Source organism: Gorillibacterium sp. sgz306347, assembly GCF_059735245.1.
In genome coordinates this window covers 311,845-323,170 of record NZ_JCAPET010000001.1, presented here as the reverse complement: position 1 = coordinate 323,170, position 11,326 = coordinate 311,845, and the positions used below count along the sequence as shown (strand labels likewise).

At 52.9% G+C, this 11,326-nt stretch carries 28 protein-coding genes; 11 read left to right on the top strand and 17 right to left on the bottom strand.

The window, feature by feature from the left end; genetic code table 11:
* Window positions 1–46 precede the first annotated feature (46 nt).
* The 10 genes from AC6I6H_RS01555 to AC6I6H_RS01510 all read right to left on the bottom strand — a co-directional run bounded on the left by AC6I6H_RS01555 (window position 47) and on the right by AC6I6H_RS01510 (window position 4,642).
* Window positions 47–859: a PD-(D/E)XK nuclease-like domain-containing protein gene (locus tag AC6I6H_RS01555; RefSeq protein WP_497950123.1), complete on the bottom strand. Its 813-nt coding sequence runs from the start codon at window positions 857–859 to the stop codon at window positions 47–49.
* Window positions 840–1,604 carry a recombinase RecT gene (locus AC6I6H_RS01550; RefSeq protein WP_497950117.1) on the bottom strand — a complete coding sequence of 255 codons (765 nt, stop codon included), beginning with the start codon at window positions 1,602–1,604 and terminating at the stop codon, window positions 840–842. Before AC6I6H_RS01550 ends, AC6I6H_RS01555 begins: the two co-directional genes overlap by 20 nt.
* Entirely contained in the window at window positions 1,591–1,806 is a 216-nt protein-coding gene (locus tag AC6I6H_RS01545; protein ID WP_497950113.1) for a YjzJ family protein, read from the bottom strand. The genes AC6I6H_RS01550 and AC6I6H_RS01545 overlap by 14 nt, the downstream gene beginning before the upstream one ends.
* 247 nt (window positions 1,807–2,053) lie before the next feature.
* Window positions 2,054–2,215 (bottom strand): hypothetical protein, encoded by a 162-nt coding sequence (locus AC6I6H_RS01540; protein ID WP_497950111.1) that lies wholly within the window; start codon window positions 2,213–2,215, stop codon window positions 2,054–2,056.
* 34 nt (window positions 2,216–2,249) lie between these two features.
* The gene (locus AC6I6H_RS01535) at window positions 2,250–2,558 is read right to left on the bottom strand and encodes a hypothetical protein (RefSeq protein WP_497950109.1); all 309 of its coding nucleotides are present in this window, start codon (window positions 2,556–2,558) and stop codon (window positions 2,250–2,252) included.
* Window positions 2,555–2,749: a hypothetical protein gene (locus tag AC6I6H_RS01530; RefSeq protein ID WP_497950107.1), complete on the bottom strand. Its 195-nt coding sequence runs from the start codon at window positions 2,747–2,749 to the stop codon at window positions 2,555–2,557. The genes AC6I6H_RS01535 and AC6I6H_RS01530 overlap by 4 nt, the downstream gene beginning before the upstream one ends.
* On the bottom strand, window positions 2,746–3,180 hold the full coding sequence (locus tag AC6I6H_RS01525) for a hypothetical protein (protein WP_497950105.1): 435 nt from the start codon (window positions 3,178–3,180) through the stop codon (window positions 2,746–2,748). The genes AC6I6H_RS01530 and AC6I6H_RS01525 overlap by 4 nt, the downstream gene beginning before the upstream one ends.
* Window positions 3,173–4,135 carry a ParB N-terminal domain-containing protein gene (locus tag AC6I6H_RS01520; RefSeq protein WP_497950100.1) on the bottom strand — a complete coding sequence of 321 codons (963 nt, stop codon included), beginning with the start codon at window positions 4,133–4,135 and terminating at the stop codon, window positions 3,173–3,175. Before AC6I6H_RS01520 ends, AC6I6H_RS01525 begins: the two co-directional genes overlap by 8 nt.
* Window positions 4,129–4,359, bottom strand: coding sequence for a hypothetical protein (locus tag AC6I6H_RS01515; protein WP_497950096.1), 231 nt, complete (start codon window positions 4,357–4,359; stop codon window positions 4,129–4,131). Before AC6I6H_RS01515 ends, AC6I6H_RS01520 begins: the two co-directional genes overlap by 7 nt.
* A gap of 64 nt (window positions 4,360–4,423) precedes the next feature.
* Window positions 4,424–4,642 (bottom strand): helix-turn-helix domain-containing protein, encoded by a 219-nt coding sequence (locus tag AC6I6H_RS01510; RefSeq protein WP_497950092.1) that lies wholly within the window; start codon window positions 4,640–4,642, stop codon window positions 4,424–4,426.
* Between the two features lie 160 nt (window positions 4,643–4,802).
* On the opposite strand from AC6I6H_RS01510, the gene AC6I6H_RS01505 reads away from it, so the two are divergent.
* From AC6I6H_RS01505 to AC6I6H_RS01490, 4 genes are all read left to right on the top strand, one after another.
* Window positions 4,803–5,240, top strand: coding sequence for a helix-turn-helix domain-containing protein (locus tag AC6I6H_RS01505; protein ID WP_497950088.1), 438 nt, complete (start codon window positions 4,803–4,805; stop codon window positions 5,238–5,240).
* A gap of 188 nt (window positions 5,241–5,428) precedes the next feature.
* Window positions 5,429–5,638, top strand: coding sequence for a helix-turn-helix domain-containing protein (locus AC6I6H_RS01500; protein WP_497950082.1), 210 nt, complete (start codon window positions 5,429–5,431; stop codon window positions 5,636–5,638).
* 244 nt (window positions 5,639–5,882) lie between these two features.
* A complete protein-coding gene (locus AC6I6H_RS01495) occupies window positions 5,883–6,224 on the top strand; it encodes a hypothetical protein (RefSeq protein WP_497950078.1) in 342 nt (113 codons plus the stop codon).
* Window positions 6,225–6,245: 21 nt separating this feature from the next.
* Complete coding sequence (locus AC6I6H_RS01490) at window positions 6,246–6,587, top strand: hypothetical protein (RefSeq protein WP_497950075.1); 342 nt, start codon at window positions 6,246–6,248, stop codon at window positions 6,585–6,587.
* Between the two features lie 37 nt (window positions 6,588–6,624).
* Here AC6I6H_RS01490 and AC6I6H_RS01485 read toward each other — a convergent pair whose 3' ends face one another.
* The 5 genes from AC6I6H_RS01485 to AC6I6H_RS01465 form a co-directional block, all read right to left on the bottom strand.
* A complete protein-coding gene (locus AC6I6H_RS01485) occupies window positions 6,625–6,852 on the bottom strand; it encodes a hypothetical protein (protein ID WP_497950072.1) in 228 nt (75 codons plus the stop codon).
* Window positions 6,836–7,192 carry a YolD-like family protein gene (locus AC6I6H_RS01480; RefSeq protein WP_497950066.1) on the bottom strand — a complete coding sequence of 119 codons (357 nt, stop codon included), beginning with the start codon at window positions 7,190–7,192 and terminating at the stop codon, window positions 6,836–6,838. Before AC6I6H_RS01480 ends, AC6I6H_RS01485 begins: the two co-directional genes overlap by 17 nt.
* Window positions 7,189–7,428 (bottom strand): YolD-like family protein, encoded by a 240-nt coding sequence (locus AC6I6H_RS01475; protein ID WP_497950063.1) that lies wholly within the window; start codon window positions 7,426–7,428, stop codon window positions 7,189–7,191. The genes AC6I6H_RS01480 and AC6I6H_RS01475 overlap by 4 nt, the downstream gene beginning before the upstream one ends.
* Window positions 7,429–7,509: 81 nt before the next feature.
* Window positions 7,510–7,662, bottom strand: a complete 153-nt coding sequence (locus AC6I6H_RS01470) for a hypothetical protein (protein WP_497950059.1) — start codon at window positions 7,660–7,662, stop codon at window positions 7,510–7,512.
* A 2-nt stretch (window positions 7,663–7,664) separates the two neighbouring features.
* Window positions 7,665–7,886: a helix-turn-helix domain-containing protein gene (locus tag AC6I6H_RS01465; RefSeq protein WP_497950054.1), complete on the bottom strand. Its 222-nt coding sequence runs from the start codon at window positions 7,884–7,886 to the stop codon at window positions 7,665–7,667.
* Between the two features lie 111 nt (window positions 7,887–7,997).
* Between AC6I6H_RS01465 and AC6I6H_RS01460 the strand changes: the two genes are divergently transcribed.
* Window positions 7,998–8,207, top strand: coding sequence for a hypothetical protein (locus tag AC6I6H_RS01460; RefSeq protein ID WP_497950049.1), 210 nt, complete (start codon window positions 7,998–8,000; stop codon window positions 8,205–8,207).
* A gap of 34 nt (window positions 8,208–8,241) precedes the next feature.
* On the opposite strand, the gene AC6I6H_RS01455 is transcribed toward AC6I6H_RS01460, so the two are convergent.
* A complete protein-coding gene (locus AC6I6H_RS01455) occupies window positions 8,242–8,400 on the bottom strand; it encodes a hypothetical protein (protein ID WP_497950044.1) in 159 nt (52 codons plus the stop codon).
* Window positions 8,397–8,594 carry a hypothetical protein gene (locus tag AC6I6H_RS01450; RefSeq protein WP_497950040.1) on the bottom strand — a complete coding sequence of 66 codons (198 nt, stop codon included), beginning with the start codon at window positions 8,592–8,594 and terminating at the stop codon, window positions 8,397–8,399. Before AC6I6H_RS01450 ends, AC6I6H_RS01455 begins: the two co-directional genes overlap by 4 nt.
* 145 nt (window positions 8,595–8,739) lie before the next feature.
* On the opposite strand from AC6I6H_RS01450, the gene AC6I6H_RS01445 reads away from it, so the two are divergent.
* The 6 genes from AC6I6H_RS01445 (at window position 8,740) to AC6I6H_RS01420 (ending at window position 11,320) form a co-directional block, all read left to right on the top strand.
* A complete protein-coding gene (locus tag AC6I6H_RS01445; protein WP_497950035.1) occupies window positions 8,740–9,120 on the top strand; it encodes a hypothetical protein in 381 nt (126 codons plus the stop codon).
* A 43-nt stretch (window positions 9,121–9,163) separates the two neighbouring features.
* A complete protein-coding gene (locus AC6I6H_RS01440; protein WP_497950032.1) occupies window positions 9,164–9,376 on the top strand; it encodes a hypothetical protein in 213 nt (70 codons plus the stop codon).
* Between the two features lie 106 nt (window positions 9,377–9,482).
* Window positions 9,483–9,731: a DUF7667 family protein gene (locus AC6I6H_RS01435; protein ID WP_497950030.1), complete on the top strand. Its 249-nt coding sequence runs from the start codon at window positions 9,483–9,485 to the stop codon at window positions 9,729–9,731.
* A gap of 1 nt (window position 9,732) precedes the next feature.
* The gene (locus AC6I6H_RS01430; RefSeq protein ID WP_497950027.1) at window positions 9,733–9,996 is read left to right on the top strand and encodes a hypothetical protein; all 264 of its coding nucleotides are present in this window, start codon (window positions 9,733–9,735) and stop codon (window positions 9,994–9,996) included.
* Between the two features lie 46 nt (window positions 9,997–10,042).
* Window positions 10,043–10,663 (top strand): hypothetical protein, encoded by a 621-nt coding sequence (locus AC6I6H_RS01425; protein WP_497950023.1) that lies wholly within the window; start codon window positions 10,043–10,045, stop codon window positions 10,661–10,663.
* Window positions 10,664–10,753: 90 nt separating this feature from the next.
* Window positions 10,754–11,320, top strand: coding sequence for a CRISPR-associated protein Csx16 (locus AC6I6H_RS01420; RefSeq protein ID WP_497950019.1), 567 nt, complete (start codon window positions 10,754–10,756; stop codon window positions 11,318–11,320).
* Window positions 11,321–11,326 lie beyond the last annotated feature (6 nt).

Here is an 11,326-nt window from a genome sequence, read left to right as displayed (position 1 = left end):
CGCTTGTGCGAGGGCTTTGGGACTGGATTAAATTCGCCTACCGGCATCAATACAGCGCCAGCTCGGAGATATGGCGAATCCGCTTGATCTGCTTCGTGCTCCGGCAATACTCGCAGCGCTCGCAGCGCTCCGGCGGGACGGCCCCCGACTTTACCAGCATCACGCGTTCGATGTTGTTGGCGACGATGTTGAGCGCCGCCTGGATGTCGTTAAAGTCGAAGTACAGGATTTCATGATCCGGTGGGTCCTGTTTGGTCACCACAACCATGTGGGGGAGCAGCCAGTTTTCCCGCTTATTCGCGATTTTTTCGACTTCGGCGTAAACGGCCATTTGGATCGTGTAGCCGTAGTGCTCCAGGAAGTTTTCGTAGCATTGCGCCGACTGGCTCCACCACTTGCCGTCGATCTCTTTCAGGGCTTTGAGGTCCGCAAACACTCCTTTTTCCGGCTGGTAGCTGTCCAACATGACCTTCCACTTGATGCCAAACAGCTCAGCGGTCATGACGACCTCTTTTTGCCCGCCCAGCACCTGTAGGACCAACGGGTCTGCCTCCAGCGTCTCGATCATCTTGGTGCAATGCTGGAAGTTGGCCTTGAGTTGCCCGGCCGTCGCGCCACGGCTGCTGTACAGGTCGGGGTTATTGGCCTTGAACTCGGCGAGCGTTCCCTCGTTCCAGGCGTGGACGAAATGGCCCTCCATGAACGCCGTGCTCGGGGGATCAACCCAATCCCCAGCCAGTTTCGCCATTGACGCCGCCTCGCAGCCGCCGAAAGCAGGCAGGAAGCCCTTGAACTGGCTGACGCTCATATACTCCCGATTGGCTTCCGGGGAGTAATAGTTATCCCTGGTCAGCTTCATCCGGCGCTACCTCCTCAAACTCGGCGTCTACGGAGTTAAAGGGGCTGCGTTGGGCCGGTTTGCGCTCCGGACTAAAATCCATGTCTGACGCTTCCTCGAACGTCTGCGCTTGCTCGATGGAGTCAAAATCGAGCTGGATGTTTTTGCAGAGCCGCCGGAGGACCGTCTTTTTGTACATTTCACCGGCGCTCTTGGTCCAAGCCTGACCATTGGCCTGCTTGGAGTAGTTTTTGCGCGTTGTCTCGATTTCGGCGGCCGTCATGACCTCATAGGCCATGCCGCCATCCTCGAACAGCACGACCGCAAACGCACCGAGCACCGGACCATCGTTGAGGGTTTTTGGCGTAAACTGGACCACCTGACGGCCGTCCTTGACCTCTTCAAGAAAAACGTCGTCTTCGCGGATAAGCTTGGCGTAGATGTCCTGAACCGGCCGGACGCTGTACTTCTTGGCGAGTTTGATCTCGCCTTTGTAGTCCGTCTGGAACTGGACGCTGCCGCCGTAGATGATCGCGTAGCACTCTTTGTTAAAAAAATCGAGTCCGAGAAACGCACCTTTCAGCATCGTTCGCGCGACGCTGGCCGCATCGCATTTGTCAATGTCCTTGGTGTCCTGCAGGACGGTCATGCAGTTTTGCAAAAATCTTGTCTTGTTGAAGTTTTTCGGCATCGCCTCGCGCTTGTTTTCAAGCAGTTTGTCGAGATTGCCATGAATTATTTGCAGTTGCTGATTAGGTGCTGCCATGAATTGTGTCCTCCCTTTGCTGTTTGGCTTTGATGTAAAGCTGGTAATGCTCCCAAGAGGGAAAATTAAAGACGGGTTTGTCGCCTCGGAAGACAATGGACCCGCCATGTTCAACAAGCAATATTTGATCGTCCTTGGACGCGATGAATGGGGCTGTGTAGGCTTTACTCAAGCCGGACGCCCCTTTCTTCGTCCGGGACATATTCGCCGTTCAGGAGCCGCCTGAGAGTCGCTACAGAGGCGGGTAAGAGGTAAAGGCTTTGCGCCGGGCAAAGATGCCCCTCCGCCTCTGTTTCGCTTTGATAGAGCGTCAGGCTTCCGTTATCGGACAACTGAGCGACGCAAGTTGACCGCAGCGAGATCGTGATGAATTTCGCCATTGCTGTTCCTCGCTTTCGTGTTATAATGAGTGCGTGTAATTCCAGAAGGGCCGGTGCAACGGCTCTTTTTTAATACAGATCGACATCACTGTCCAAGGCGGTCCAGTATTCATTTCCCGCTTCGTCGGCAACCCGGATTTCAACTTCTCCCAGATCATCCTCTTTTGCGTCGATTACAGTAACCGTCCGCATGATGCTACCGGTCTTTCCGATCAAGTCCTCGCGCTTCATGCTCCTGCTCACCTCCCTTCGTGGCTATCGGCCATTATTGGAACACCAACGCTCCCGAAATAGCCTCGTATTCTTCGTTCTCCCGGCGAATGCAAGCCGGGCAAGCTTTGATTCCGTTCCATTCCCGAAGGATTCGGGGATGCACGAAGCACCCCTTTGTCAGCCCGCATTCCGCGACGACCGGACCGACGCCGGCTTTGGACTCAGCGATGAGACCATCCACCAGATCCACACGATCCGGAAGGATGCGTTGGCCGAGATCCTTGGCACGGCGCATTTTCAGCAGCTCTTCGATCCGGATGACCGTTTCGCGATACTGCGCCCGGGTAAGTGCTGCACTCATTCGCCCTCACCGTCCTCGTCGTCGGGTATAAAGGCTGAGCCGAACGGAACCTTGTCCTGAACGTCGATGATGCCCCCGCCCAGCCCCCGCTTCACCCACACGTTTTCCCGCCGGTACGGCCCGCCTTTCGCTTGTTTCATGGCTTCGCAAACTGCGTTGATCTGCGAGCCTTTGACGGACAGATTTTTCATATTCCCGCTTCCTCCCCAAAATCAAAGTCGATCAGTTCGAACAAATCGCCTTGTTCTTCTACCTTCTGCTTCCGGTCTTCCGCTTTCTGGATCAATTTCGCGGACCCATCGCGGTTTTTTACCATTTGGCGGATTTGCTTATCCAACACCTTCAGATCGTTGCAGCTATCAATCATTTGATAGCGCATGCGCCGTGGTTCTCCATCAGGTGCGGCGTTGTATGCTGCCATACGCCGGAGTCCATCGGAGTCTCGAAAACTCCCGATCAACCGCCTAGCCTTCGCCTTCCATGCATCCTGTTGGACTTTCTTTTCATCCAGGACGATCCGCTCTTGCAGGAAGGCGACCACCTCTTCGATGGAAAATTCCTTGCTTAGGTAGTCGATAATGAAATCCGTCCGGTCATCACGGCTAAGATTGGTTTTAGCCACGGCCTTTCACCACCTTCCGAGGTCCTTTCAAGGAATCCTTCATTTTGGCTTTCAGAAGCTCAAACTCGTTGATGCCGCCCTGAATTTGGCTGATGGCCGTTTCGATGTCGTCACGGCCATGCACCAGTTCCAGCCAGGAGGCCATTCGTTCTTCCGTTACGACGCCCCGCATGCGGACCGCGGAGTCAATCAAATTGTCAATGAGTTTTTTCTGCCGGTATTGCTCGTCAATCAACTGCTGTTTCAAAACGGACCGCCTATCGACTTCCATCACGGCGTCAAGCGTCGCCTTAGCTACTTCCGGAGGGGCTTTCCTCAATTTCTCGGCCCCACTGATGACCATATCAACCGGCAGCCTAGCTTCTTTCAGTTCCGGAAACTCTTCCACGGCCTTTTGGTAAAGTTCCGCTTTTTCCGGGTCTTTGGCCGTTTTGATGGCCTCCTTCTTGGGGACCGCCTCCAATTCCGGGTACTTCTCAACGGCGGCGACGTGCTGACGGGCTTCGGATATTGCTCCCGTTGAAACACCCAAACGTTCAGCGACCTTCTCCTCGGAATCAGGCTTACCTGGCCGCCCTTTACTGCCGTTTTCTTTTCCTTCACTCGGTGAAGGAAATTCATCCCGGAGTATTTCTTTCGTTGCTTCGACAAGATCCGCGAGGTTTTTCGATGCTTCAATTTCCGTCAGCGCCTTGCGCTTCGTATTCTCCTCCAGCTCAATCAGGCGCTTTTCTTTCTCGGATAGGTCCGCTATCGTCCGGGTTTCAACCTCTTCCCGCCCCAGCAACTTGTGCGCTTCCAGCCGCCGGTGCCCGGCGATCAGGTTACCCATCTCGTCGATGATGATCGGATGGAGCAATCCCCGCGCCTGGATACTCTCCGCAAGGCCGGCGATGTCGCCCATGTCCTCCCGGATGCGTGTACCAATGTTGATGGTGCTGATTTTGGTTAGCATTCTTTCGCCCCTTTCAACGGCGGCCATATCCCATTCCGAACTGCGTGGATGAATGAGATATAGGTGCATTCGAATATTTGGCCGATACACTGGGTCTTGAAGTAATGCTGCAGGCCGTCGAGCTGATCCTCGGTCATAACGGCCGGCATCGTCAGCATGGCCTTGGATGCCCGGAGTTTAGGCTCCGCGACGATCCTTTCCATGGTGTCAACCATGATGTTCATGGTGGCCTCCTTTCGCTTTGGTGCGATGCTATTCTATTTTCAAAGGGCTAGGATCAGCGGAGTGTCATTCGCTTGATCGTGTCGTAACAGGACACTCCGCCTCAAAAAAATTTTCGAAAGGAACTTGGAAAATCTGACTCAGGCGAGCAAGTTCATCTGCATAAAACTTGGTGTGGCCGTTTTCCTTCTTGGAATAACCGCCTTTAGAAAGGCCAAGGGCATTCGCTGCTTCCTCGACCTTCATCCCCGAATTAACCCTCGCTGCCTTGACAGTGATCTTCATCCAATCACCTCATTTCTGTCGTGTCGTTAGGAGACACACACAGAATAGCATCCTAAAAGTTTAGAGTCAACCCTAAAAAGACACGAAAAAATAAAAAAGTTGTATTCCGTGTCTTTTTGTGGTTAACTGTACTCAGTCCATTAGATGAAGGGGAATTAAAATGACTGGCTCAAAGGAAAAAATAAACTTTTATGAAGTGGTAGGAGAAAACCTAAGAAAGTACAGGGAAATAAGAAATTACAGCCTGCAAGTCCTAGCGGAAAAAGTGGGAGTAACAAAAAAGACCGTTCAGCGATACGAAACAGGCGACATCAAAATTGATATGGATCGGCTGAGCGATCTTGCCGATGCGCTGGATGTGCCCGTGACGAAGTTGGTTGAAGGGACGGATGTTTATGGAGCGGGGAAAAACAAAAACCCCGACCCTTTGGAGAAAGAGAAGGAGCTTTTTGACAACGTCTTGAATCTTACGGATGAGGAAATTCAATCGAAATATGAATTTATTGCAATTGATGGTCACACTTTGACGGCTGAGGAGTTTCAGCGCATGATTGCGGCGGTTCGGGCCGAACGTCTGTATCGTGACGGCCGGAAATAACCGCTTCCAAAAATCTGAAGTCTTGTCCGCAAACAAGGGAAAAATTACTGACGTGAATCTTAATCTTGTTAATATCGCATCACTCCTCAGATGTAATTGCCGATATACGATGTGATGATTATACCATACGCACCCCAAAACAAGAACATACGTTTGCTAAAATGATACTAATGTGATACGGAGGTTAAATGGCTCTCTCTCGTAGAGGGAGGTGCAAGCTTGGTCCACTCCTCAAAGATGCGGGCATTAACCAAACGGAATTAGCGCGCCGGACAGGCATTTCGCAGCGGATGATATCGTACTACATCCACAATGAGCAACGCATGTCCATTGATGCGATGTATGCCATTTCTCAGGCGTTGGGATGCCACATGGAGGACCTTTACGAGTGGAATTAAGACGCACCGCCGGGCGAAATTACGCCCGCCCTACAACGAGTTAGAACAATAACTTCTAAACCTCTCTCATACATAGCTTACTACTTTCGACACGCGCAAACTGTCGCAGATTGTCGAAAGTTAAAGGCATTACATAAGTTTTAATTTTTTTATCACATTTTTGTAATCCATCTACTAAAACAGGGCTTTTGTCTCAAACTCTCCTTGTGGTAAAATTGACCAATCAAGATTTAGGAGGGCTATCATGGTTAAGGCTTTACGCATCCTCGCTTTTGCAACGGTCATTTGCGCTTTTATTGCCGGGATATCAGCCGGGGACTCACCAAACATGGAATCTGTGCTTGGTTTGGAAGAACCCAAATTTTCGTGGGCTATTGCGTTTGCGTGGTGGATTGCCGGGATTGTCGGGGGAATTATGATCGGAGCGATCTCCGTCATTATTGAGCATCTGGAGGATTCAAACGCAATTCTCCGAAAGATCGAGCAGAATACGCGGCAGGAGGTTACGGAAACCTCTTCGGTGAAAGAAGAAGATAAAGCAGCCCGTGAGCGCGTACGTAATTGGAGCCAGTTCGTAAAAGAGTGATAAATGTTAGGGGGAAATACTATGGTCAAAGTTTTGCGGGGTCTTGCGGTTGCAGCGTTTGTGCTGGCGGTCATTGCAGGGATTTCGGCCGGGAACACCTTTACGGTTGCGCCGGAGTTTGATTGGCGCGACGATCCCGGATTCGGTTGGGCTGCGGCGCTTACGTGGTGGGTCGCTGGTATTGTCGGAGCAATATTGATTTGGGCATACTCCGTTCACCTGGAAAATATAGAGGAGATAAATGCACGGCTGAGCAGGATGGAACGTGCTGCAACTCCTAAAGAAGCCCCGAAAACACCAATGGGCCAATCTAAAATGTCGCTCGACAGCTTGAGCGATTATAAAATGGGCGGCTTGTCTTAAAAACAAAAGCAGAGAGGTAACCCCTCCCTGCTTTTTTTTATTTGATCGGCGGCCGCTCCCAGCCCTCTTTTATCAGGATGGTGTCAAGGCTGTGCCCGTCCCACTCCACATACCGCTGATCCTGCAAGCCGTTAAGCCCCGCCGCGATGTCTCGGCGATCCCGGCCGGTCATCGTGGACAGCTCCGCGTAAGTCGGCATCCGCCGGTATTTCGTAAAGTAGTTGTACACGATCCGCAGCAGCTTGCGCTCAAAATCCGTAAGCATCGTTAAACCTCACCCCTACGACCTCCGCGAAGTCTATCCACTCAAATCCGTCTTCCATCTCGATTTTAATCCGCCGGAGCCGCTGGTCTATGTATGCGACGAGGCCCGAGACCGGCCGCGGCCCAAAGTCGGTCCAAACATCCACCGTGACCGGCACGCAGTCAGCCCGCGCAGCTCGGAGCATGCCGTCGATCTCCTCGATCTTGTCGGGGCCGAGCTGGTTACGCGTAACGCGGTTGCGGTTGTGGTAATGCTCATTGATCCGCTCTTTATGCTCCGGCAGGATAATCCGCATCGACTCCCACAGGCCGTTACCCTCCAGCTTCCGCCGCTGTTTCATACGCCGCTCACCTTCATAATGTCCAAAAAAGGCACCTTTACAATCCCGTCACGGCCCGATACATGGATCATCTTTGTCCGGCTGTCCATATCCGCTATGCGGCCCTGCACCGGTTCCGCGAGTCCCCACACGGCCAGCGTAACCGCGCTGTCCGCCTCCTTTGCCTCGCTTAATTGGTTCGCGATCTCCTCCAGCTCAAACTCGTCTCGCGACGGCCGCTTTGCTGTCTTTGCCATGTTGATCACTCCCGTGTTTTGATACGTCCATTATATGCGAACGAATGTTCTTGTTTCAAGAACAAAAAAAGAGCAGCGAGGTTATCCCTCCTGCTCATTTTGTAATGCCAGGTATTCTGCGAAGTACTTTTCGAAGCTTCCTTTCTCCAAACGGCCGGAGAGGAAAACGAAAAACCCCCGCTTATCAATCTCGTCCAACCCTTGAAAAGTCTCATAAATCTCTTCTAACGTCATCCTCATCCCTCCTCCTCCTGCTCCTTTTGGTATTCGATCAAGTCCTCAACCCAACTCAGCCCGAAATACTGCATCAGCTTTTCCAGGTTGTCCGGCGACCAAGCGCGGGCAGTACCGGCTTCCATATCCTTTACCGTGTTCCATCGAATGCCGGTTGCTTCGCTGATCTCATTCACCGAAACGCCCTTTTCCTTTTTTAACTCAGAAATTTTCAATCGGAACATGTTTATCACCTCGATATCATCATACAACAATAAGCAAAAAAGTTCAACGTTTTTCGTTGACATTCAACGAATTTCGTTGTATAATTAAATCAGAAAGGAGGTGAGAAACACATGGACAAGCTGACGATGCAAGCCTTCGCAAAGTTAGAAAAAAGGGAACACCTCCTGCGGGTGGCTCGGGACAGAATGGGTCTCAAGCGCATTACGCGGGAGGCGTTCCGGGAAGAGCAAGCCGCAATCCTCCAGAAATACGCGTTGACGGACGCGGAGGAAAGGGCTTACCAAAACCACATCAATCGTACCAAACGCAACAGCAAGTAAGCAAGAGGGAGGGGCCGAAAGGCTCCTCTTTTTCTTAGGCTCGACGGCGCGGCCGGGCGTGTATCATCTCGACTTCCCCGCGCTCGCTGGCGTCTACAAGGGCGAGAAACTGCTCATGATCCACCAGCAACATCGGGATCAGAACATTACCCGCGACAGCGTAATCCAAGTATTGACGACGACGCTTTTTCATCGTCCTTCCTCCTCCTGCTCCCGTTTGCCTTTTACGGAAAGGTATTGTTGCAATACTTGTGCCTTAGCATCATCAAGAAAAGACTGGCACAGGTATTTTACCGCCTGATCGTCACTTTTGAATTCATAGTCTATTTTTACGCGATTGAGCAGCTCGCGCGTATCTTCATTTATGCTAACCGTGGTGCGTGCCATTGCTTGTTCACCGCCTTTGCATTCAATATACCATCATTATCATTCATAACGCAATATTTTTTACTCAAACTAGTTGACGACATATTCAAAACATGCTATTATGAATACATAAGGTAATCAAATGAATTCAAGGGAGCGAATGACGATGGAAAAGCAAGTAATGGTTCGGGCGTGGGAGATTGCAAAGGCGGCGGTTGTACGGTTTGGTGGTAAGGTTCGCGAGTATCTCGCCGGTGCCCTCCGGCAGGCGTGGGTTGAAGCCCGCCGCCCGAAGAAAGCCATCGTCGAGCTGAGCACAAACAAGCGCAGCCGCTCCTGGGTCGCCAAGATCGTCGGGCCGCACGAAACGTACCGGTATGATCGCGAGTTTATGGATTACACGGTTGACGAGTACAAAGACCAAATCTACACGCTGGCAGACGGCATCTACGATGTCTGCGAGCGCGGGAATCGCCGCTACATTATCGTCCGGGGCGGTGAGGTTTCCCGGATCAAGGAATCGGAAGTTGCAGCTATCGTGGCGTAAGGGTTTTACACTCAGGCGGCGGCCGAACGCGAGGGGGATCGCTATGGAAGACGATATGAAGGAATGTCCGATCTACCGAATCAAGTTCGATAACCTTATCGACATTTTTACGGGAGACGTGATCGATATTGAAGAAAGCCCCATGTTTCCCCAAGGAAACAGGCTGTTTGAAATCCGTATTACAGAAGTGGAAAGCGGAAAATTCCGCGCCGGTCAAGTAGTTTACTTCCAAGAATCCCGCATCGAGGTTCTTTAATCTACCCGGAAGGAGAATCGCCCTTGAATAATCTCACCTGGATTGTTATCGGTGCTGGCGCTCTGCTGGCCGTGGCCGCCCTTATCAAAGCCCTCCGTGGCCGCCGGTGATCCCGGCGCACCAGCGGCTGGCGGAGCTGCACACGATTAACCAGCGTCGCCAGCTCTCGCCGGAGGAACTGCAGGAGGTCGCGCACTGTTTGGCCGCCAACGCGCGGTTCGTGTGGGAGAGGATCAAGCTGGAAGCCCTCTCCCTGCTCGCCAGCGAGACCGCGGACGTCGAATGGCAGCACGAAATATGCGCCCGAATCGAGGCGCTGGAGATAACCGGCCGGGTGCCAGGAAGGGAGAAATGAAATGACCATGTTCCCGAAATTGGAAAAAGAAATGATGTCTCATCCGGCCCTGAAGCACGGCAGCCTGATCGCGGATCGCACAGATAACGAGGATGAGGGTTGCGCCCGCCGTTGGGTCTTGTACAAAACGTCTCTCGGTCATTTGGCTGCCATTGTGGCCGAAAAATGGGAAGGCGAAGAAGAAACCACTCGCGGCGTAACGATCCCGAGCGATTTGATACCCGCGATTCTGGAGGCTTTCGGCGGAGGTCACAAGGAAAGGTAGCCGCATAAGTCCTCACCTTCGGGGAGGCAGCGGACAGGAGGAAATCATGAGGAAGAAAGAAGTGTTCTCCCTGCGCAATCCCGAGGTAACCGACGAGCAGTTGCTCGTTCTCCATGCTGCCGTGGAGGATATTTTCGGCAGCATTATTGCGGCGCACGAGCAAGCGGTCGCCGCTGTTGAGAAGTATAGGGCGGAATCGCCTGTTGAATACGTATCCATTGACGAGATACTCTCGTATGGTATCGGCGGCGGCGCGATAACACGTCTCAGCACCGTTCTTGGTCCGCTGATTTCGGCCGCCAAAAGCAGCGGGATTAAACTCGCGGACATGGAACGCATTTATGCGGACCAGGTAGAGCGCGAAAAAAGAACCAAGGAACTGGAGGGTATTAAGAAGGCTTCCGACTATGGTGTTTCCCGGGTGTTGTATACGATTAAGGCTCCGACGAAAGGGGAAGATCGGTATCCTCGCGCGGGCCTCATTTATAAAATATACAGCGTGCTAGAGGAATTTTTGAACTCCGAAGAGATTCGGGAGGCGCTCGGGGAGGTGGGCTTTGCCAGGTTTGTTTTGGCTGTAACGGATTGCTTTGAGTTGGTCACTCCTTTACCCAACAAAAAACCAAACTTAAAGCGGTACAGAGATTTGTTGGCCTCTAATTCTTGAGACACGCTAGAGCGGGCGATCCCTCGCCTCTCGATGGGTGCCGCAAGGCATACTATACCGGCCCTCGTGGGCCACAAGGAGAATGCAATTATGAAACTGTCCCAGCTGCTCGCATCTTACAAAGTCGTATCGTCCGGGTTTCCGGCCATCGCCGGTCTCGGTGCGCACAGCACCGGAGAGGTCCCGGCTGTCCTGTCGTCGCTCCCGGCGGCCGTCCTGCACGGCCAAGGCTACAGCACTTACTTTGCGCTGGTTATGCCGCGCGGTGCCAAGTTTGACACGCCGGAGGATGTGATCGCCGCAGATCCTGACGTGCAGCAGTACATCATCGAGACGGTGGACACCGCCGGGATGCCGGTTGCCATTACGACACAGCATCAGGCCACGCTCGACGTGCTGGCCGGGATGTACCCGGAGGCCGAGGTGCTGGAGCAGCGTAACCCCGACGGCAGCCCGCGCAATCTGTCGGCGGCCGACGTGGCCGGTAAGCATGTGGTCGGTGTCCTGCCGCCCTTTCTGGTGGCCGCGGCTGGCGCATTTACGTCCGCTTCGATCTCCGGGTACAACGCCGCAACGGATGGCGACCTCTCCGGCGATCAGATCCGCGACCGGCTGCAGATCGCAGCGCAGGCGATCCGCGTGAAAGCGGTGGTCTGATGGAGG

Excerpts from the sequence above, each read along its gene's own strand:
- AC6I6H_RS01555 (WP_497950123.1), bottom strand. The coding sequence starts at position 859 with ATGAAGCTGACCAGGGATAACTATTACTCCCCGGAAGCCAATCGGGAG.
- AC6I6H_RS01550 (WP_497950117.1), bottom strand. The coding sequence starts at position 1,604 with ATGGCAGCACCTAATCAGCAACTGCAAATAATTCATGGCAATCTCGAC.
- AC6I6H_RS01545 (WP_497950113.1), bottom strand. The coding sequence starts at position 1,806 with ATGTCCCGGACGAAGAAAGGGGCGTCCGGCTTGAGTAAAGCCTACACA.
- AC6I6H_RS01540 (WP_497950111.1), bottom strand. The coding sequence starts at position 2,215 with ATGAAGCGCGAGGACTTGATCGGAAAGACCGGTAGCATCATGCGGACG.
- AC6I6H_RS01535 (WP_497950109.1), bottom strand. The coding sequence starts at position 2,558 with ATGAGTGCAGCACTTACCCGGGCGCAGTATCGCGAAACGGTCATCCGG.
- AC6I6H_RS01530 (WP_497950107.1), bottom strand. The coding sequence starts at position 2,749 with ATGAAAAATCTGTCCGTCAAAGGCTCGCAGATCAACGCAGTTTGCGAA.
- AC6I6H_RS01520 (WP_497950100.1), bottom strand. The coding sequence starts at position 4,135 with ATGCTAACCAAAATCAGCACCATCAACATTGGTACACGCATCCGGGAG.
- AC6I6H_RS01515 (WP_497950096.1), bottom strand. The coding sequence starts at position 4,359 with ATGAACATCATGGTTGACACCATGGAAAGGATCGTCGCGGAGCCTAAA.
- AC6I6H_RS01510 (WP_497950092.1), bottom strand. The coding sequence starts at position 4,642 with ATGAAGATCACTGTCAAGGCAGCGAGGGTTAATTCGGGGATGAAGGTC.
- AC6I6H_RS01505 (WP_497950088.1), top strand. The coding sequence starts at position 4,803 with ATGACTGGCTCAAAGGAAAAAATAAACTTTTATGAAGTGGTAGGAGAA.
- AC6I6H_RS01500 (WP_497950082.1), top strand. The coding sequence starts at position 5,429 with ATGGCTCTCTCTCGTAGAGGGAGGTGCAAGCTTGGTCCACTCCTCAAA.
- AC6I6H_RS01495 (WP_497950078.1), top strand. The coding sequence starts at position 5,883 with ATGGTTAAGGCTTTACGCATCCTCGCTTTTGCAACGGTCATTTGCGCT.
- AC6I6H_RS01490 (WP_497950075.1), top strand. The coding sequence starts at position 6,246 with ATGGTCAAAGTTTTGCGGGGTCTTGCGGTTGCAGCGTTTGTGCTGGCG.
- AC6I6H_RS01485 (WP_497950072.1), bottom strand. The coding sequence starts at position 6,852 with ATGCTTACGGATTTTGAGCGCAAGCTGCTGCGGATCGTGTACAACTAC.
- AC6I6H_RS01480 (WP_497950066.1), bottom strand. The coding sequence starts at position 7,192 with ATGAAACAGCGGCGGAAGCTGGAGGGTAACGGCCTGTGGGAGTCGATG.
- AC6I6H_RS01475 (WP_497950063.1), bottom strand. The coding sequence starts at position 7,428 with ATGGCAAAGACAGCAAAGCGGCCGTCGCGAGACGAGTTTGAGCTGGAG.
- AC6I6H_RS01470 (WP_497950059.1), bottom strand. The coding sequence starts at position 7,662 with ATGACGTTAGAAGAGATTTATGAGACTTTTCAAGGGTTGGACGAGATT.
- AC6I6H_RS01465 (WP_497950054.1), bottom strand. The coding sequence starts at position 7,886 with ATGTTCCGATTGAAAATTTCTGAGTTAAAAAAGGAAAAGGGCGTTTCG.
- AC6I6H_RS01460 (WP_497950049.1), top strand. The coding sequence starts at position 7,998 with ATGGACAAGCTGACGATGCAAGCCTTCGCAAAGTTAGAAAAAAGGGAA.
- AC6I6H_RS01455 (WP_497950044.1), bottom strand. The coding sequence starts at position 8,400 with ATGAAAAAGCGTCGTCGTCAATACTTGGATTACGCTGTCGCGGGTAAT.
- AC6I6H_RS01450 (WP_497950040.1), bottom strand. The coding sequence starts at position 8,594 with ATGGCACGCACCACGGTTAGCATAAATGAAGATACGCGCGAGCTGCTC.
- AC6I6H_RS01445 (WP_497950035.1), top strand. The coding sequence starts at position 8,740 with ATGGAAAAGCAAGTAATGGTTCGGGCGTGGGAGATTGCAAAGGCGGCG.
- AC6I6H_RS01440 (WP_497950032.1), top strand. The coding sequence starts at position 9,164 with ATGGAAGACGATATGAAGGAATGTCCGATCTACCGAATCAAGTTCGAT.
- AC6I6H_RS01430 (WP_497950027.1), top strand. The coding sequence starts at position 9,733 with ATGACCATGTTCCCGAAATTGGAAAAAGAAATGATGTCTCATCCGGCC.
- AC6I6H_RS01425 (WP_497950023.1), top strand. The coding sequence starts at position 10,043 with ATGAGGAAGAAAGAAGTGTTCTCCCTGCGCAATCCCGAGGTAACCGAC.
- AC6I6H_RS01420 (WP_497950019.1), top strand. The coding sequence starts at position 10,754 with ATGAAACTGTCCCAGCTGCTCGCATCTTACAAAGTCGTATCGTCCGGG.